The sequence below is a fragment of the Providencia sp. 6390 genome (assembly GCF_058148425.1).
In genome coordinates this window covers 129,999-146,809 of record NZ_JBYVYL010000008.1, presented here as the reverse complement: position 1 = coordinate 146,809, position 16,811 = coordinate 129,999, and the positions used below count along the sequence as shown (strand labels likewise).

The 16,811-nt window shown below is 36.9% G+C and carries 18 protein-coding genes; 8 read left to right on the top strand and 10 right to left on the bottom strand.

Features of this window, described 5'->3' with window-relative positions; all coding sequences use genetic code 11:
* Positions 1–4: 4 nt before the first annotated feature.
* Positions 5–979, bottom strand: a complete 975-nt coding sequence (locus AC3Z9T_RS16655; protein WP_490127214.1) for a glycosyltransferase — start codon at positions 977–979, stop codon at positions 5–7.
* A 546-nt stretch (positions 980–1,525) separates the two neighbouring features.
* On the opposite strand from AC3Z9T_RS16655, the gene AC3Z9T_RS16650 reads away from it, so the two are divergent.
* Positions 1,526–2,305, top strand: a complete 780-nt coding sequence (locus tag AC3Z9T_RS16650; protein WP_490127213.1) for a glycosyltransferase family 2 protein — start codon at positions 1,526–1,528, stop codon at positions 2,303–2,305.
* Between the two features lie 126 nt (positions 2,306–2,431).
* Here AC3Z9T_RS16650 and waaO read toward each other — a convergent pair whose 3' ends face one another.
* The 7 genes from waaO to radC form a co-directional block, all read right to left on the bottom strand.
* Positions 2,432–3,442, bottom strand: coding sequence for a lipopolysaccharide 3-alpha-galactosyltransferase (gene waaO / locus AC3Z9T_RS16645; protein ID WP_490127212.1), 1,011 nt, complete (start codon positions 3,440–3,442; stop codon positions 2,432–2,434).
* 24 nt (positions 3,443–3,466) lie between these two features.
* On the bottom strand, positions 3,467–4,264 hold the full coding sequence (rfaP, locus tag AC3Z9T_RS16640) for a lipopolysaccharide core heptose(I) kinase RfaP (RefSeq protein WP_490127211.1): 798 nt from the start codon (positions 4,262–4,264) through the stop codon (positions 3,467–3,469).
* Positions 4,257–5,381, bottom strand: coding sequence for a glycosyltransferase family 4 protein (locus AC3Z9T_RS16635; RefSeq protein ID WP_490127210.1), 1,125 nt, complete (start codon positions 5,379–5,381; stop codon positions 4,257–4,259). The genes rfaP and AC3Z9T_RS16635 overlap by 8 nt, the downstream gene beginning before the upstream one ends.
* Before the next feature lies 1 nt (position 5,382).
* Positions 5,383–6,447: a lipopolysaccharide core heptosyltransferase RfaQ gene (rfaQ, locus tag AC3Z9T_RS16630; protein WP_490127209.1), complete on the bottom strand. Its 1,065-nt coding sequence runs from the start codon at positions 6,445–6,447 to the stop codon at positions 5,383–5,385.
* Positions 6,448–6,644: 197 nt separating this feature from the next.
* Complete coding sequence (gene rpmG / locus AC3Z9T_RS16625; protein WP_004265124.1) at positions 6,645–6,812, bottom strand: 50S ribosomal protein L33; 168 nt, start codon at positions 6,810–6,812, stop codon at positions 6,645–6,647.
* An 11-nt stretch (positions 6,813–6,823) separates the two neighbouring features.
* Positions 6,824–7,060 (bottom strand): 50S ribosomal protein L28, encoded by a 237-nt coding sequence (gene rpmB, locus AC3Z9T_RS16620; RefSeq protein ID WP_004265123.1) that lies wholly within the window; start codon positions 7,058–7,060, stop codon positions 6,824–6,826.
* Between the two features lie 250 nt (positions 7,061–7,310).
* A complete protein-coding gene (gene radC, locus AC3Z9T_RS16615; RefSeq protein WP_490127208.1) occupies positions 7,311–7,979 on the bottom strand; it encodes a RadC family protein in 669 nt (222 codons plus the stop codon).
* Between the two features lie 179 nt (positions 7,980–8,158).
* On the opposite strand from radC, the gene coaBC reads away from it, so the two are divergent.
* The 3 genes from coaBC (at position 8,159) to slmA (ending at position 10,804) form a co-directional block, all read left to right on the top strand.
* Positions 8,159–9,364: a bifunctional phosphopantothenoylcysteine decarboxylase/phosphopantothenate--cysteine ligase CoaBC gene (gene coaBC / locus AC3Z9T_RS16610; RefSeq protein ID WP_490127207.1), complete on the top strand. Its 1,206-nt coding sequence runs from the start codon at positions 8,159–8,161 to the stop codon at positions 9,362–9,364.
* The gene (dut, locus tag AC3Z9T_RS16605; RefSeq protein ID WP_490127206.1) at positions 9,351–9,806 is read left to right on the top strand and encodes a dUTP diphosphatase; all 456 of its coding nucleotides are present in this window, start codon (positions 9,351–9,353) and stop codon (positions 9,804–9,806) included. The genes coaBC and dut overlap by 14 nt, the downstream gene beginning before the upstream one ends.
* 398 nt (positions 9,807–10,204) lie before the next feature.
* A complete protein-coding gene (slmA, locus tag AC3Z9T_RS16600) occupies positions 10,205–10,804 on the top strand; it encodes a nucleoid occlusion factor SlmA (protein ID WP_490127205.1) in 600 nt (199 codons plus the stop codon).
* 125 nt (positions 10,805–10,929) lie between these two features.
* On the opposite strand, the gene pyrE is transcribed toward slmA, so the two are convergent.
* On the bottom strand, positions 10,930–11,571 hold the full coding sequence (gene pyrE / locus AC3Z9T_RS16595) for an orotate phosphoribosyltransferase (RefSeq protein ID WP_490127204.1): 642 nt from the start codon (positions 11,569–11,571) through the stop codon (positions 10,930–10,932).
* Between the two features lie 122 nt (positions 11,572–11,693).
* Positions 11,694–12,407, bottom strand: coding sequence for a ribonuclease PH (gene rph, locus AC3Z9T_RS16590; protein ID WP_490127203.1), 714 nt, complete (start codon positions 12,405–12,407; stop codon positions 11,694–11,696).
* A 121-nt stretch (positions 12,408–12,528) separates the two neighbouring features.
* Here rph and AC3Z9T_RS16585 point away from each other — a divergent pair, with 121 nt between their 5' ends.
* From AC3Z9T_RS16585 to AC3Z9T_RS16570, 4 genes are all read left to right on the top strand, one after another.
* Entirely contained in the window at positions 12,529–13,392 is an 864-nt protein-coding gene (locus AC3Z9T_RS16585) for a YicC/YloC family endoribonuclease (RefSeq protein WP_490127202.1), read from the top strand.
* A gap of 360 nt (positions 13,393–13,752) precedes the next feature.
* Positions 13,753–14,523: a glycosyltransferase family 25 protein gene (locus AC3Z9T_RS16580; protein ID WP_490127201.1), complete on the top strand. Its 771-nt coding sequence runs from the start codon at positions 13,753–13,755 to the stop codon at positions 14,521–14,523.
* 19 nt (positions 14,524–14,542) lie between these two features.
* Positions 14,543–15,334 carry a glycosyltransferase family 32 protein gene (locus AC3Z9T_RS16575; protein WP_490127200.1) on the top strand — a complete coding sequence of 264 codons (792 nt, stop codon included), beginning with the start codon at positions 14,543–14,545 and terminating at the stop codon, positions 15,332–15,334.
* A gap of 212 nt (positions 15,335–15,546) precedes the next feature.
* Positions 15,547–16,677 carry an ABC transporter substrate-binding protein gene (locus AC3Z9T_RS16570; RefSeq protein WP_490127199.1) on the top strand — a complete coding sequence of 377 codons (1,131 nt, stop codon included), beginning with the start codon at positions 15,547–15,549 and terminating at the stop codon, positions 16,675–16,677.
* The last annotated feature ends 134 nt before the right edge of the window (positions 16,678–16,811 follow it).

Sequence of the window (16,811 nt, the reverse complement as noted above, 5' to 3'; positions counted from 1 at the left end):
AAAATCAGTGGGATACTTTCTTTATCAAGTATTCTGCTGTTGCGGTGAGAAATGGTAACACTTTCCAATTTTTTCTTAAATGCGATTTTTTTCGAGATAGCTGTTTATAGCTATCAGCTTTAAGTAAAGGAATATTTCTCCAAGGTGATCCTTGCCTTGCAACCTCAAAGAAATGATATTCCTTATAAAATTTAGCCCATTCATGAAATGGCTTGGTTAAGCCGACAAAATGAATAAAAACAACTTCATTTGGAATAGTGCTAATAATCCTTTTACTAGTAATATACCAATCCAATGAAAACATAAAATTAAAATTTTCACTGATATTAATCAGTTTATCGCTAAGTAATATATTTAATGCATCTTGGTCGGGATGCGTAAAAGTATTATTACTAACGAGTTCAATAACACGATTAGGTATATTATCTCTTGTCATTCTCTGGATTGACATATATAAAAATCCAGAATTAAAATATTTATGCATATCTATAGGTAGAGATTTTTTTTCACTACGGAATTTATCTTTTACTGCATAAAGATAGATATCATCATTAAACTCTAACGTTTTAAGATATGAAAGATTACCTTTACAGATAATATCCGCATCTAAATAAAGTAGTTTATCAATTGTCTGTGAAAGAAAATCGATAATCACTAACCTAAAGTAAATGGCGTGACTCCATGCCTTTGAAGGCAAAGGCAACCGTTTAAACTCTTGATTATCAATTAAATAAATGGTGATCTTATGTTGTGTGTTAGCAACTAACTCATCAAAAAGGCTTTTCTCTGTGATACTATCGACAAGAATATGGAAATGAAAATGCGTCTCTTTATTATTAAGGATAATTGAAGCGATCGACGTACCAACCCCATAAAGAAATTTATCGTCTACTCCGTAGGCGATATGAAAGTACTCTTCGTCACTAGTTTTACCATCATTTATTTCTACTAGTGATTTGATAATTTCATGGGTCAACATTTTTCATCCTTCAATGACCTAAACACCTCCTAGAGGTATAGGCATTTATTTTAAGGCCAATCTCTTTCAGATAACATGGAATGGCGTAATCTAACAATTACCACCCTAGCTACTATCCTAAATTATATAACTTTTTGACAAAAAATATCACTATTGATTCAGTTAAATAACAAGTAATCAGCTATTTTCAGAGCAATCAATAAAAAATGATTAACCTTCTGATTTTAAAATACTAAATTAGCATCAGTATCTTACCAAAATATTGATCTAAGTGATATCTATTTAAAACCCTTATACTTTTCCAAAATGATAAATCCTTTGCTACAATCATATATGCGAAGTAGCTGCATAGTGCATTTCACCGTAAAATAGACATGTGACCCTTTGACTAAAAACTACAAAATTAGACAATCGCATTATGTCAGCGTAATCCCTATAAAACCTAACTATAAGCTTTCATCTTGAAAAAAAATATCCTACAATAACAAAGAGAATTGAAGTAGTTCACTTAATTAATTTAATAAACTTGTAAAAGCAGGTGGTTACATGATATTTGACGAAAAAAGTAACGTTACGGTTGTGATTACAAGTTGTGGTCGCTTTGATTTATTAGAAAAAACATTATTATCCTTCGAAAAGTATAATTCTTACCCAATTAAAAAAATTATCATTACAGAAGACTCGGGTAATAATGCCGTATATGATGCGCTACCGAAAAAATGGCTTCCCCATACAGAAATCATCCTAAATGAAAAAAAATTAGGACAAATAAAATCAATCGATTTAGCTTATGGTAAAGTTGATACAGACTATATTTTTCATTGTGAAGATGATTGGGAATTTTATCGGGACAATTTCATTGAAGATTCATTATGTTTATTAGAAAATGATGATAAGTTATTACAAGTATGGCTACGTGATTATGATGAAGATATAAAAAAATATTATTCTTTTATATCGGTAGAGGATAATCAACAATTTAATAATATCCAATTCTCAAAAGTAAAAAGCACCCACTCTATGATGAGAGGTTTTAGCTTTAATCCTGGCATAAAAAGATTAGCTGATTATAAAAAGATAGGTCAATATAATATCGGTAAGAGCTCTGACCTTACTGAAGGTGTTTTATCAATAGCCTATAGTATGTATGGTATGTATGTTGTTATATTGAAAAAAAGTGCGGTTAAACATATTGGCTGGGATAACCATATTCCTACTGATAAAGAGATTTTTAAGAAAAGTAAAAAAATAAAATATATTTCCATTGGTTTTTTTGTAGGTGTTGTGATCACATCCGCTTTAGCCTATCTTCTGAAAAACATATAGAATATATTTAAACACTTTCAATAAGATACATTGTTTAACTGTTTTAAATTATGTATCTTATCTAAAACTTAAATTATGTTTTTATCATTAATAATTTTTTAGACTCAACATATAACACTAATATACTTATATATTGAATACTTTTTTATAAAAATAAATAACATAATATATAAACCCTTTAACTTTTTTCCCTTGATATAGATTATGCTTCGCACAATAGCGTAAATGGTTACTATTTTTCGCTTTTAATAATGGTACAGTACTCCAAGGCGAAGCTGATCTAGCATCAGCAAAGGGCTTGGCTGTTTCATAAGTTGCCCATTCATGCCAAGGTTTCGTAGGCCCAACATAGTGAATGAAGACTGTATCGTCCTTAACCGGATAATAGAAATTTTCTTTTAACTCATAATTCAAACTAAATTGCGTATTATAAATACCGTCAAGATGAACAACTTTATTAGATAATAATATATTTAGTACATCTTGATCAGGGTAACTAATTTTATGACTTAAACTAGCATCTAAAAGTAAAGATATTGATTGACTTGTAACCTCATTTTCTTTCCAAGCGACCAAATTTACATACATTACGCCACTATTAAAATAACCTTTTGAAATATCAGGATAACCTAAAGTATTAGCACGTTTTTGCCACCATTGTTCATCCCGCTCTGTAGCAACAGCAGCGACTTTATCCTCTAGATCTAGTTGTACTAGCTTTTGAATTGAATTGTGACACACCACATCCGCATCAAGATAAAGTAATTGACTGACTTTCCCAATAAAATATTCAGCAACAATAAATCTGAAATATATCGCATGCGTCCAGTTTTTTGTGGTTGGCAACGATTTCAGGTTGTTAGCATCAATAATATAGATGAAAACTCTCGTATTATACCTAGCACAAATTTCACTAAATCTAGCTACATCATCATCATGAATTGTATCATCAATAAAAACATGAAAAGAAAAGTTAGTATTTTGATTATGTATTAACAATGAAGTAATGGACACGCCACAGCCATACAAGAAATTTTGATCAATGCCATATGCTACATGAAAATAGGATGATATATCCGAATCTGACACGCCAAGTGAAATAACCCGCTTAATCATTTTATCAAATTCGACAATCATATAATCCCTCAAATACTATTTTCTCTATAGGCCACGGCGTTTTGTTCGTTCTTGGATTTTTTCTGCTTTAGTTGATGCTTTTGCTATCAAAGCTTGTTCAGTGCTAATAATCTCTCTTAATGATAAACCAAAATAGGTTTTCATAAAACGGAAGATATCCCGTGAAGTTAGCCCTACATTCAACGAAGAAAAATATAAACCGATCAGATCTTTATCGCGCCAACGAATTGGCACCTGACTTCTTAACTGCGCACGGTGCAAGTCGATCACTGAAATTTTCAAATCTAACTCGCTTCCTGTAAAAGGCAAATGCAGTAAGAAATGACAAATATAGCAGTCTCTATGATTAACGCCAGCCGCATGCATCTTTTTTACCATCTCAGCAACACGGTGGATAATCACTTGTTTGGTTCTAAAATCAGGAGGCGTACTTACCCAGTTAGCACAATAATCTTCCAAGCTAATTGTGGGTGTTAAGTCACGAGTAATAATAAATGAATGACGTCGTAATGGGTTCCAACCTTTTTGCCCATACGCACGACCATCCATGGTATCTACGCCTGCATTTGCTAAACGATGAATTGCATTCCATTCTCTATCAGCACCAAGAACCGGCAAGCGCAGTGAAAACAGATTTTTTATTACTTCTTTTAGCGCAGTCCCATAATGAATCTTAATAAAATAACTTTGCCCTTCTAGCTCAAAACGCAATGTTTTGCGACTTTCTAGCTGACGAAAAACTTCACCCTTTAAGTGCTCAGTTTCAACAAATGGGTCTTTGTTTTTCCATAGCTCACTAAAAGGTGTTTTCAGTTCAATCATCTAGGGATCCTAAAATAATATCAGCTGCTTTTTCAGGCAGGCTATATAAATCTTCCGTATCAGCAAAATAACGTGCATTTTCTGCCCAATTTTTTAACTGTAACGTATTTTGCAAACTTTCTGATAGTACCGAGTTCAAGTTTTGCTGATCAAAAGGCTCATTTATCACAGCACCACACTGCGCTTTGGCAATAAAGGGGGCGTAGCCACACACTTGTGTCACTATAACGGGTAAACCGGCCGTAATCGCTTCAAGCAGTACAATTCCGGCAGCTTCTTGGTATGCAGGATGCATCAATATATCAGCAGCAGCCATTAATTCAGCAACATCATCACGTCCACTGAAAAATGATACTTGTTCGCCTATACCTAATTGCTCTGCTAGTTGTTGATATTTAGTAGGTTTATCCTGACCAACAACCATGAGTACAGTATTCTTCTTGACGCTATCAGGTAAGGCTGCCATGGCTTTTATCGTGCGATCAACGCCTTTGCGCTTAAAATCAGAACCTACTTGCAACAAAAAATGAGCAGATTGTGATATTTGGTTTTTTTCTCGATAGATATGCTTCGCATTTGAAATTTGCTGATCATATTTTCTATCTTGTGCAATACCTGGAGGCAACATATAAAAACGCGATGACTCTGTCGCATAGTGTTTTTTAAAATGTTCAATTTGATGCGGAGTCAACATTAAAAGCTTAGTTGGTTTACCAACTTGAAATACGGCTTTTTCAAATAATGCGTAATGCTTATAACGTGGCGTTAATTTGTAAAAAAAGCCTTTTTCATTAGCCACTTTTTCTGCATAACAAACATCAGCCGCATAGTAGACATCAAGGCCAGGCATCTTATTAAAACCAACAATACGATCGACGGGATGCAATTTGATATGCTGTTGCACCCACTGACAATACTGCGCATTGCGCCCATGGTTAGTTTTTGATGTCACTGGAACAATGATTATTTCAAGCCCTGTTGGTGCATCACCACTCCAAGATTGAGTATAAACACGAATCTGATGTCCTCGAGCTTGGCACTCTAGTGCAATACGCAAAAAATCGCGTTGCAAACCACCGAATGGGAAATATTTATACAGACAAAATGCCAATACCATATTAAAACCTTGCCATCATTGAACGAATATTCATTGGCAACATATCCTCTGTGGCTTTGATCACATCAGAAGCGGGTATGATAGAAAGGTATTTTTTATTTCTATCAAGCTGCTCTCTTGGCGGCATAGGCTCATAATCACCAGCCCAAAATTGCACAACATTGTCACTCCATGGCCGCCAAAACACATTATTTGTCGCACCAAATAAACACACTATTGGGGTATTTACAGCAGCAGCGATATGCATTGGCGCGGAATCAACACCAATAAACAATGCCGCATGGGCAATTAATGCACCAAGCTCAGGAAAAGTTGTTTTACCCGCTAATTCAATAATCGGCCTAGATTGACAATGAGAAGCTATATTCTCAATGCAATCAAGATCTTCTTTTGCTGGCCCGGATGTTAATACGACTTGGTAACCACGTGCTTGCAATGCATCAATGACCTCAGAAAATTTTTCGTCATCCCAACATTTAAAAATTTGCCGAGCTGTAGGTTGAATAACAACATAGCTGCTATGTACACCTAGATCTAATAACCTCTGGTCGATATTCTTCCAATCCTGTTCTGAATATGACATCGTTAAATGTGTTTTTGGATGAAGTATTTCTAACGGCTCAAGAACAGAAAGGTTATTAAGGACAACATGCTCGCCATGAGGGACAACCAAGTGGGTGAAACTATTTCGCCAAAATTTTGAATCACGATGAGCGAAATCATGTGAAATTTTAACCGGCGCAGGGATGGCGCGAACAAGCACTGATACCATCCATTGGTCAGCTAAGTTGACGATAAGATCGTATTTATTTCGTCGTAATTTTCTCAGCAAATTTACAAAATTGCAGGCTTTACTCAATCCATTGGTCTTTTTGCCCGTCATTCCATACAAAGCATGAATTTCCCTATTCTCAGATAAAATAGGGATAGTATCTTGATAAAGCAACACGTCAATCTCAGCATCAGGATAGTTTTGTTTTAATGTACTGATGACAGGCGTCGTCAGTAACATATCGCCATGAAACCGCATCTTGATAACAAGAATTTTTTTAAACTGTTTTTTCACCAGACACTCTTAATAATATCTATACGCAAAATGACATAGTTCTTTGACAAAAACTAACACCATTAATTCAATCAATAGTGAACATGTTACTACTTTAGGAAGAATCGATATAGCTTTGAGTGCCTATCAGTTCATTTTACTAATTTTTTGCATAAAAAAACCCAGCCGAAGCTGGGTTTTTCACAAGAAAGCATCAATTATTTAATTTTTGCTTCTTTGTAGATCACATGCTTACGAACAACTGGATCGAATTTTTTCAGTTCCAGTTTTTCTGGCATTGTGCGCTTGTTCTTCGTAGTGGTATAGAAGTGACCTGTACCTTCAGAAGAAACCAGCTTGATTTTCTCGCGAATACCTTTAGCCATTTTTTAGCTCCTTAGTACTTCTCACCACGGGTACGCAGTTCAGCAAGAACAGCATCAATACCCTTTTTATCGATAACACGCATACCTTTAGCAGATACACGCAGTGTTACGAAACGTTTCTCAGACTCAACCCAGAAACGGTGAGAGTGCAGGTTTGGCAAAAAACGACGCTTGGTCGCGTTTAATGCGTGTGAACGGTTGTTACCGCTCATTGGACGCTTGCCAGTAACTTGGCAGACTCGTGACATGTCTATTCTCCAAAAATCTAATCAGCTCGAGCTTTTTTGTTCTGGGTATGGCCGCCTCGTCAGGCTTAGGAGCCCATCTCAGCAAACTTTGTGACTGAAAAGATTGTTATCATCTTAGTAAAAAATTTACTGAGATAGGCTCTTCTCGCCAAACCCAAGATCCTCAAAGGTGGCGTAGTATACGCTTTCATTCATTTTCACTCAAGCCCATTGCGGCAAAAGTTGTCATTTTTTAGTCAAAAAAATGATTTTACAACCACCCTCGTTCGAGAAACGAAACACAATGTTTATGCCCAACAACAAAATGGTCTAACAATGTCAGCCCCATTAAAGCACAAGCATCTTTAATACGAAAAGTTACCTGCCTATCAGCTTCACTAGGCTCCGCATTCCCTGACGGGTGATTATGCGCCAATATAACCGCACTTGCATTCATTTTCATTGCATAACGAACAATTTCCCGAGGATGTACTTCAACGCGATTAATCGTTCCTTTAAATAATTCTTCATAGCAAATAATTTGATGCTGATTGTTTAATAACAAAACAACAAAAACCTCTCGTTCTTGCCCTGCAAATAGCTCAAGTAATCTTGCTTTTAATAATTTTGGATCGGATATCACATCTTCATATAAAAATTGCTCGGAAAAGCAACGACGAGCTAGTTCACTAATTGCCTGAAATTGCGAATATTTACAAATCCCAACCCCTTTGCATTGTGTTAGTTCCGAATAATCCGCTTGTAAGAGTAAATATAATGAACCAAATTCATTCAATAAACGTTCCGCTAGCTGTAAAACAGGTTCCCCTAAACTGCCAGTACGAAGGAAAATTGCCAATAGCTCCACGTCAGTCAACGCTGCCGCACCATAGGCTAACAGCTTTTCCCTTGGTTTTAAGTGATTGTCACATTCCATCATCAAACCCTTTCTGAGTTATTTTCACACACTTTTATATGTAGAAAATAAGCACAACAATGTATCCTTTACTGATTTGCGTAGCGCTTCGCAAAAATAAAAGGGTGATGATATATACAGTGATCTCAACAATATTTCTGATATGATAATATGCTCTTCACGATGATCGGATGGATAGAACAATGACACAGCTATTAGGTAAAAAAGTAGTTCTTGGTATTAGTGGCGGTATCGCTGCTTATAAAATTCCTGAACTCACCCGCCGCCTACGTGATGAAGGGGCTATTGTTCGTGTCGTGATGACTGATGGTGCTAAAGCATTTATTACGCCTTTAACACTACAAGCTGTATCCGGCCACCCTGTCGCTGATGATTTACTTGATCCAGCAGCAGAAGCGGCCATGGGTCACATTGAGCTAGCAAAATGGGCTGATCTGATAATTTTAGCGCCAGCAACCGCAGACTTAATTGCTCGTATAAGTGCAGGAATGGCTAATGATTTGCTTACCACAATTTGCCTAGCGTCCTCCGCGCCTATAGCCGTTGTACCAGCGATGAACCAACAAATGTTTCGTGCAACGGTGACTCAAGAAAATTTAATCAGATTGAAACAACGCCAGTATATGATCTGGGGGCCTGATGATGGTAGCCAAGCCTGCGGTGATGTTGGCCCTGGTAGAATGATCAACCCATTGGACATTGTACGTTTCGCTCGTGAATATTTTGATTCGCGCTCTGATCTAGCAAATTTAAAGATTATGATTACAGCAGGTCCTACTCGTGAAGATCTCGATCCTGTCCGTTTTATTAGTAATCATAGTTCAGGAAAAATGGGTTTTGCCATTGCAGAGGCGGCAAGCCTACGGGGTGCACAAGTTACTTTAATCGCTGGTCCAGTTAATTTAGCAACGCCTAAAGGCGTAACACGTATTGATGTAATCAGTGCACTTGATATGTATGACCAAGTACATAAAACAGTCACTGAACAAAATATTTTTATTGGCTGTGCTGCTGTTGCTGATTACCGTTCCAAAACAATTGCAGAAAATAAAATCAAAAAACAAGGTGATGAGGTCCTCATTACACTGATTAAAAACCCTGATATTGTTGCCAGTGTTGGCCATTTAACTGAAAACCGCCCTTATGTTGTTGGGTTTGCAGCTGAAACCCAAAATGTGGAAGAATATGCACGTCAAAAGCGCCAACAAAAGCAACTAGACCTGATATGTGCAAATGATGTTTCTCTTGCAGATAATGGTTTCAATAGCGATAACAACGCTTTACACCTGTTCGATGCTTCTGGTGATGTACGTCTTCCGCACAATAGCAAGCTGGCATTAAGCCATTATTTACTTGACGAGATACTTCAACGTTATGAAAAAAATTGATCTGAAAATCCTTGATCCCCGTATTGGTAATGAATTTCCTTTGCCAACGTATGCGACACCTGGCTCTGCTGGATTAGACCTACGTGCTTGCCTTGATGCTCCAATTGATTTAGCACCAGGTCAAACTGAGCTTATTCCTACAGGGTTAGCTATTCATATCGCTGATGAACAACTCGCAGCAGTTATTCTCCCTCGCTCAGGTTTGGGTCATAAACATGGTGTGGTACTTGGAAACTTAGTGGGTCTCATCGACTCTGACTACCAAGGGCAATTGATGGTCTCTGTTTGGAATAGAGGCAATCAGGCATTCACGATTGAACCCGGAGAGCGTCTGGCACAAATGGTATTCGTCCCTGTTGTACAAGCACAATTTAATATTGTTGATGACTTTGATGCAACAGAACGCGGTGCAGGTGGTTTCGGGCATTCTGGTCGCCAATAGATTAAGTTAGCTTAATCTATTGATTTTACTGGTGATATCTAATCATCGATTGATGATGGAATAAAAATAAACCTACCAGTAAGTTTAACTAAAGATGTGGATGGTGTGGTTGTTGTATTAGGATTTTGTTCCTCTTGAAGGATATATACTCTAAATAATTCGAGATGCAGATAGGCGATAAGTGAATAAGTTGCTAGGAGCATAGAAAACTATGTGACTGGCGCGAATGAACGTAGTCACTATACCTTAAAGAAAAGCGTTGCAACTTGAAGTATGACGAGTATAGATACCTTTCGCAACTATCACCCTATTTATCTTCCATTTTCCCTCAATTATATTTACTTAGGGTAAAATTTTAGATAGTTTGTTTTGCTGTTTTAGCAGGGGTCTTATCAGACATGGCAGAAAAAGCGATAACAAAAAAACGCAACAGGCGCGAAGAGATCTTACAATCACTTGCGCTAATGCTGGAAAGTAGTGATGGTAGTCAACGAATTACCACAGCAAAACTTGCAGCAAATGTTGGCGTATCCGAAGCAGCGTTATATCGTCATTTTCCAAGCAAAACGAAAATGTTCGATAGCCTAATTGAGTTTATTGAGGACTCATTAGTTTCGCGTATTAACCTCATTTTAAATGATGAGAAAGATACGCTTCTTCGAATTAAGCTGATTTTAGTGCTTATTTTAGGTTTTTCAGAGAAAAACCCAGGTCTAACAAGGATCATGACTGGTCATGCTCTGATGTTTGAGCAAGATCGGCTTCAAGGTCGTATTAACCAATTATTTGAAAGAATTGAGTCACAATTACGGCAAGTATTAAAAGAAAAGAAAATACGCGACGGTCAAGGCTTTACACATGACGAATCACTTCTCGCCAGCCAATTACTGGCATTTTGTGAGGGAATGTTATCTCGTTTCGTACGTTCGGAATTTCGTTATCGCCCAACTACTGAATTCGAAGCTCGCTGGCCTTTAATTTTAGCTCAGTTACAATAGTGACTTGAAAAACTACTCACCCCGCCCATAATTATTGGGCGAGGGCTTTTTTTCAGTAGCGAGTTTATTTATTCGATATGTAAGTTACTACAGCGACTTAGTTGTGCTCATAAAGAATGAGGCTACTAAACCCCGTATTGCTCACGATAAGCTCTCATTGCAATCAAGTGTTGTTGCATATCTTCACGCTCAGAGAGGTAGGCAATTAAATCGCTCATGGTAATAATTGAATAGACTTTGCAGTGATAGTCACGCTCAACCTCTTGCACTGCAGAAATTTCACCTTTTCCTTTTTCTTGTCGATCAAGGCACAGCAATACCCCGTTAAGTGTTGCATTTTGCTGCTTAATAATCTCCATTGATTCACGAATTGCGGTTCCTGCCGTGATCACATCATCAACCACTACCACTTTTCCTTGTAATGGGCTGCCAACTAATGTGCCACCTTCACCATGGTCTTTCGCTTCTTTCCGGTTAAAGCAGTATGGCATATCAATATCATGATGTTCAGCGAGTGCAACAGCTGTTGTTGTCGCAATAGGAATTCCTTTATAAGCAGGCCCAAAAAGCACATCGCATTCAATCGTGCTTTCTTTAAGAGCTTGCGCATAGAAACGCCCAACGAGTGCTAGATCACGCCCCGTATTGAATAACCCCGCATTAAAAAAATAAGGGCTTTTACGGCCTGATTTCAGCGTAAACTCACCAAATTTTAATACTTCCTTTTTCATGGCAAGTTCTATAAATTCGCGCTGATAAGCTTTCATGGGTCAATTCCTCAATAATTAACGTCAGTATGTTTAAAACTAAGTTGCACATCACTGATTGCTCTTAACAAACAACCAGATATAAAAAAGGCGACTATTTCAGCCGCCTATTAAAAATAATTTTATTTCAACGCTTCTCGTTGAGCTTCGAAAATGGAGTCGAGCCCCGTTTTAGCAAGAGCTAACAATGATAGCAGCTCCTCATGACTAAACGGCTCCCCTTCAGCTGTACCTTGAACCTCAATCATACGGCCATCGTCCATCATCACAACGTTCATATCGGTTTCAGCTGCAGAGTCTTCTACATACTCAAGATCACACAGTGCCTCATTATTCACGATGCCAACAGATACAGCTGCAACCATTGATTTCAATGGGCTTTTAGCCAATTTACCTTGTTCAACCATTTTATTAAGTGCATCAACTAAAGCAACACAAGCACCTGAAATTGCTGCTGTACGTGTTCCGCCATCAGCTTGGATCACATCACAATCCAATGTAATGGTATATTCGCCTAACTTTTTAAGGTCAACAGCCGCACGCAAAGAGCGAGCGATTAGACGCTGGATCTCCATAGTACGCCCTGTTTGTTTTCCTTTTGCGGCTTCACGTTGATTACGTGAATTCGTCGCGCGAGGTAACATACCATATTCTGCGGTAACCCAACCTTGGCCCTGCCCTTTTAGAAAACGAGGTACACCTTCTTCTACTGTTGCGTTACATAACACCTTAGTGTCGCCAAACTCAATAAGAACAGAGCCTTCCGCATGCTTAGTATAGTTGCGTGATATTTTAATTGGGCGCATTTGGTCTGCCATTCTGCCTTCTGGACGCATGGTGTTATCTCCGTTTTCAACTTAATTGTCGCGCATTATACGTCCTTAAACCGATAATGCCTATCATGACATCACTCATAGCGCTATAATCTCATCATATCCATTTTTATAGGAACGAATTATGATCCGTAGTATGACCGCTTTTGCCCGCCGTGATATCAAGGGTGAATGGGGGAGTGCGGCCTGGGAGCTGCGTTCCGTTAATCAACGTTACTTAGAAACCTACATTCGCCTACCTGAGCAATTTAGAAGCTTAGAACCCGTGATCCGTGAAAGAATTCGTTCGCGCCTCACTCGTGGAAAAGTCGAATGTAACCTGCGCTTAGAGCTAGATGGCGCAAATCGCGGTGAGTTGATCCTTAACGAAGAGCTTGCACGACAAATCATTAGCGCAGCTAATTGGGTAAAAAACTATAGTCATGAAGGTGAAATTAACCCATTAGAAATTTTACGTTGGCCTGGTGTGATGTCCGCAGGCGAGCAAGATTTAGATGCGATTAGTGAGCAACTTTTATCGGGGCTTGATGAAACCCTTGATGCGTTTATACAAAGCCGAGAAGCAGAAGGTGCGGCACTACATGCATTGATTGAGCAACGCCTCGATGGTGTACTGGTTGAAGTTGCCAAAGTTCGTCAACATATGCCTGAAATTTTACAGTGGCAACGCGAGCGCTTACAAACTAAGTTAGAAGAAGCAGATATTCAAGTCGATAGTAATCGTTTAGAGCAAGAACTCATTCTATTAGCTCAACGTGTTGATGTAGCTGAAGAACTTGATCGACTCGAAGCACACGTGAAGGAAACTCGCAATATTCTTAAAAAGAAAGAAGCCAATGGCCGACGCCTTGATTTTATGATGCAAGAATTCAATCGCGAATCTAATACGCTAGCATCAAAGTCAATTAATAGTGAAGTCACTAACTCAGCGGTTGAGCTAAAGGTATTGATTGAACAAATGAGAGAACAGATTCAAAATATTGAATAAAGCTACCTATTACTACAAACCAAACAAATTGTAATAATACTCATTTAGGCCAGCACAATTACTTGCTGGTCTTTACTTTTTCTTAAAGTAGAAAAGCCTATGGTCATCTATAATTATGATACTTTATAAATTAAAAGATACAGTGATAGTAAATACTTATAATCAATTTGAATACAATGAGTTATAAAAAATTTTAAATCTCAACTTTAGCCAACTACTTAGAAATAGTTTAAATATGTTTCAGTCAATTATGCTACATTCATTTTTGGGGGTTTTACTTTCCATAAGCTAGTATTACTATAATAACGCAATAAATAATTTTTAACCTACAGCAAAATAAATTGATAGGATTGATTTCTTATGAATAGTGTAGTACCCATTTTTATCATTTCACTTAAGAAAGATGTTGAGCGAAGAAACGCTATTACAGATGCCCTATCAGCACAAAATTTATCATGGGTAATGGTAGATGCCGTTGAAGGGATAAAGCTCCAAGAAGAATACATTAGCTCATTAAATTATAAATATGATAAGCCATCTCATGCAAACGAAATAGCTTGTAGCTTAAGTCACCAATCTGTTTATAAAAAAATAATCAATGATGGTATTGATTGGGCAATCATACTTGAAGATGATGTTATCATTGATACCCCAATATCTGATTTTATTAACAAATTAGAACAAGGCAAGACCTCTGTATTAAAAAAAGATCATATCTACTTACTAGGTGGCCAAGAGGGTTTAAACTCAAGAAAGCGTCTTTCTCTCAGTTTTTTTAATAAAGTGAAAATTGGTAATTTTACATTTAGAAAAGTAACTTATAAACCAAGTAAGATTTACCGAACTTGTTGTTACCTAATACATCGAGATGAATGTGAAAAACTAGTGGAACTTTTCAATGAGGCGTATTACGTTGCTGATTCATGGGGTTTATTTTACAAACTTAAAAAAGTAAAGGGATACTTCTTAGCTGAAATAATAAAACACCCAATATTAGCTATTGAGAATAGTAATATTGAACAATATCGAGTCGATAAAAAAAATCCTCGAAGAAAAAAAGGATTCATAGAAAGCAACATATCCCTATTTTTCTTAGAAATTCGACGATTTTTTCGTTCACTAAAATTTTAATATAGCATAGGAAAAAATTTTGATACCTAAAATAATCCATTATGTATGGGTGGGAAATAATCCTAAACCTCAATTTGTTCTAGACTGTATAGATACATGGAAACAGTACCTTCCTGACTATAAAATTATGGAATGGAATAATAAATCTCTTGAAGAGATGGATAATACCTATTTAAAAGAAGCAATTGAAAATAAGAAATGGGCCTTTGCATCTGATTATATTCGACTTTATGCTCTATACAATTATGGTGGAATCTATTTAGATAGTGATGTTGAAGTCACCCAGAATTTTGACGGTTTTCTATCTCTAGATTTTTTCAGTGGGTATGAAGAATATAATGGTAGATATTTTCCAATTACAGCAGCTATGGGCTCATCAAAAGAGTCAAAAATAGTTAAAGGTTTACTTGATGACTATGAAAACGTACATTTTGAAATTAATGGGAAACTAAATTTAGAACCCAATACATTCAAAATTTCCCGTTTTTTTTCAAGTGAATTTGACCTTAACCCGCCTTATGATGGTTCACAAGAGTCTCATCTAACAGAAAATGCGATTATTTATCCATCATATTATTTTTGTAGCCCTGAAGATGAAAAAATAAATTATTCCATCCACCATTTTAGTGGTTCTTGGCTACCTTCGCATAAAAGAAAAGATAAAATAAAAATATTTAACAAGCTAATTTTAAGTCGATTTAAAAAGAACAGTGATAAAGGAGACTATCCATTAGTAAGCAATGAAAAAATTTTACTAAAAGTAAATTTATCAAAAAAACTCTCTTATGTTCTTATTATAAAAAATAAATAATATTGTCTCGATATAGTGCTTTGTAAGTACATCATATCGATGATGTACTTAATAATAATGATGATGACATTAAAATCAATTGATTGATTTTAATATTTGAAATGCTGAAAAAATAGTTTACCGATAAAATTTTCTCGTGAATTAACCCTCTTCACTTTACTCTTGATAATGATAATTGTTATCATTGATTTAAGTTCAAAAGAGGTCTAAATATGAAAATCGTCAATCACCTGCTCTCAACAATCATCATCGCTTTTGTTTCCTTCTCAGCACTCGCAACAACATATCCAATGACGTTAACTGATATTAATGGTCAAAAAATCACTTTCCAGAAAGAACCTAAACGGATCGTACTGCAAGATGGTCGGGATATTTTAACTCTTGCATTGCTTGATAGAGATAACCCATTTAATCGTGTTGTGGCTTGGAACAATAACCTAAAAAAATCTGATCCACAGACAGTCGAGTTACTAGGTCAAAAATGGCGAGCTGATATGCAGAAGATCCCTGATATGGGGTTCAATGATAAAGGTGAAGTCAATACTGAACTTGTTATTGCTCAAAAACCTGATGTCCTGATTGCCCAGCTACGTGCGAAACCTGCTTTAGAAGGCTCAGGGGTTGTAGGTCGTCTAAAAGAAGCCAATATTCCAATCCTATACATCGATACTTTCTTACAGCCTGTAAAAAATACTGCGCCCAGTATCGATATCCTTGGTCAGGCTCTCAATAAAGAACCAGAAGCTAAAGAATATACTGATTTCTATCAAACACATTTGACTGCCATTCAACAAATAACGGCTAAAGTTAAACAACAACCTCGCGTTTTTATTGAAGCCAAAGCCGGAGCAAATGGTAGTGATAGTTGCTGTTTTACCCATAACAATGCAGGTTGGGGCGGAATGGTTCAAGCAACAGGAGCCAATAATATTGGCAGCCAGTTTTTACCAGGTGCTTCAGGAACCGTATCTTTGGAACAGGTGCTGATATCCAAACCTGACGTTTATATTGTTACGGGCTCTCGTTGGACTAACAAAAACAGTATTGCCGCACCATTTGGTTATGGTGTGACTGAACAAGAAAATCAAAGTGGTTTTGAAAGATTAGAAAGCAGGGTCGGATTTAATCAAATCAGCGCAGTGAAAAATGGCCGGTTATATGGTGTGTACCATAATTTTTATAATCACCCGTACAATATTGTTGGGATCGAATATCTCGCAAAATTTATTTATCCAAAGCAATTTACTGATTTAAAACCTGAAGAAACTTATAACCAAATTATTACGACATTCACGACAATCCCTGTCGCGGATGCCATTTGGGGAGCTCAGGCGGAGCATTAGTTTTTGTTTATACTCTAAATAATTCAAGGTACAGTTAGGCGACAAGTGAATGAGTCGCTAGGAGCCTACATAAGTAGGTGACTCGTGCGAGTGAGCGTAGTCAACAACACTGCAACTTGAAGTATGACGAGTAT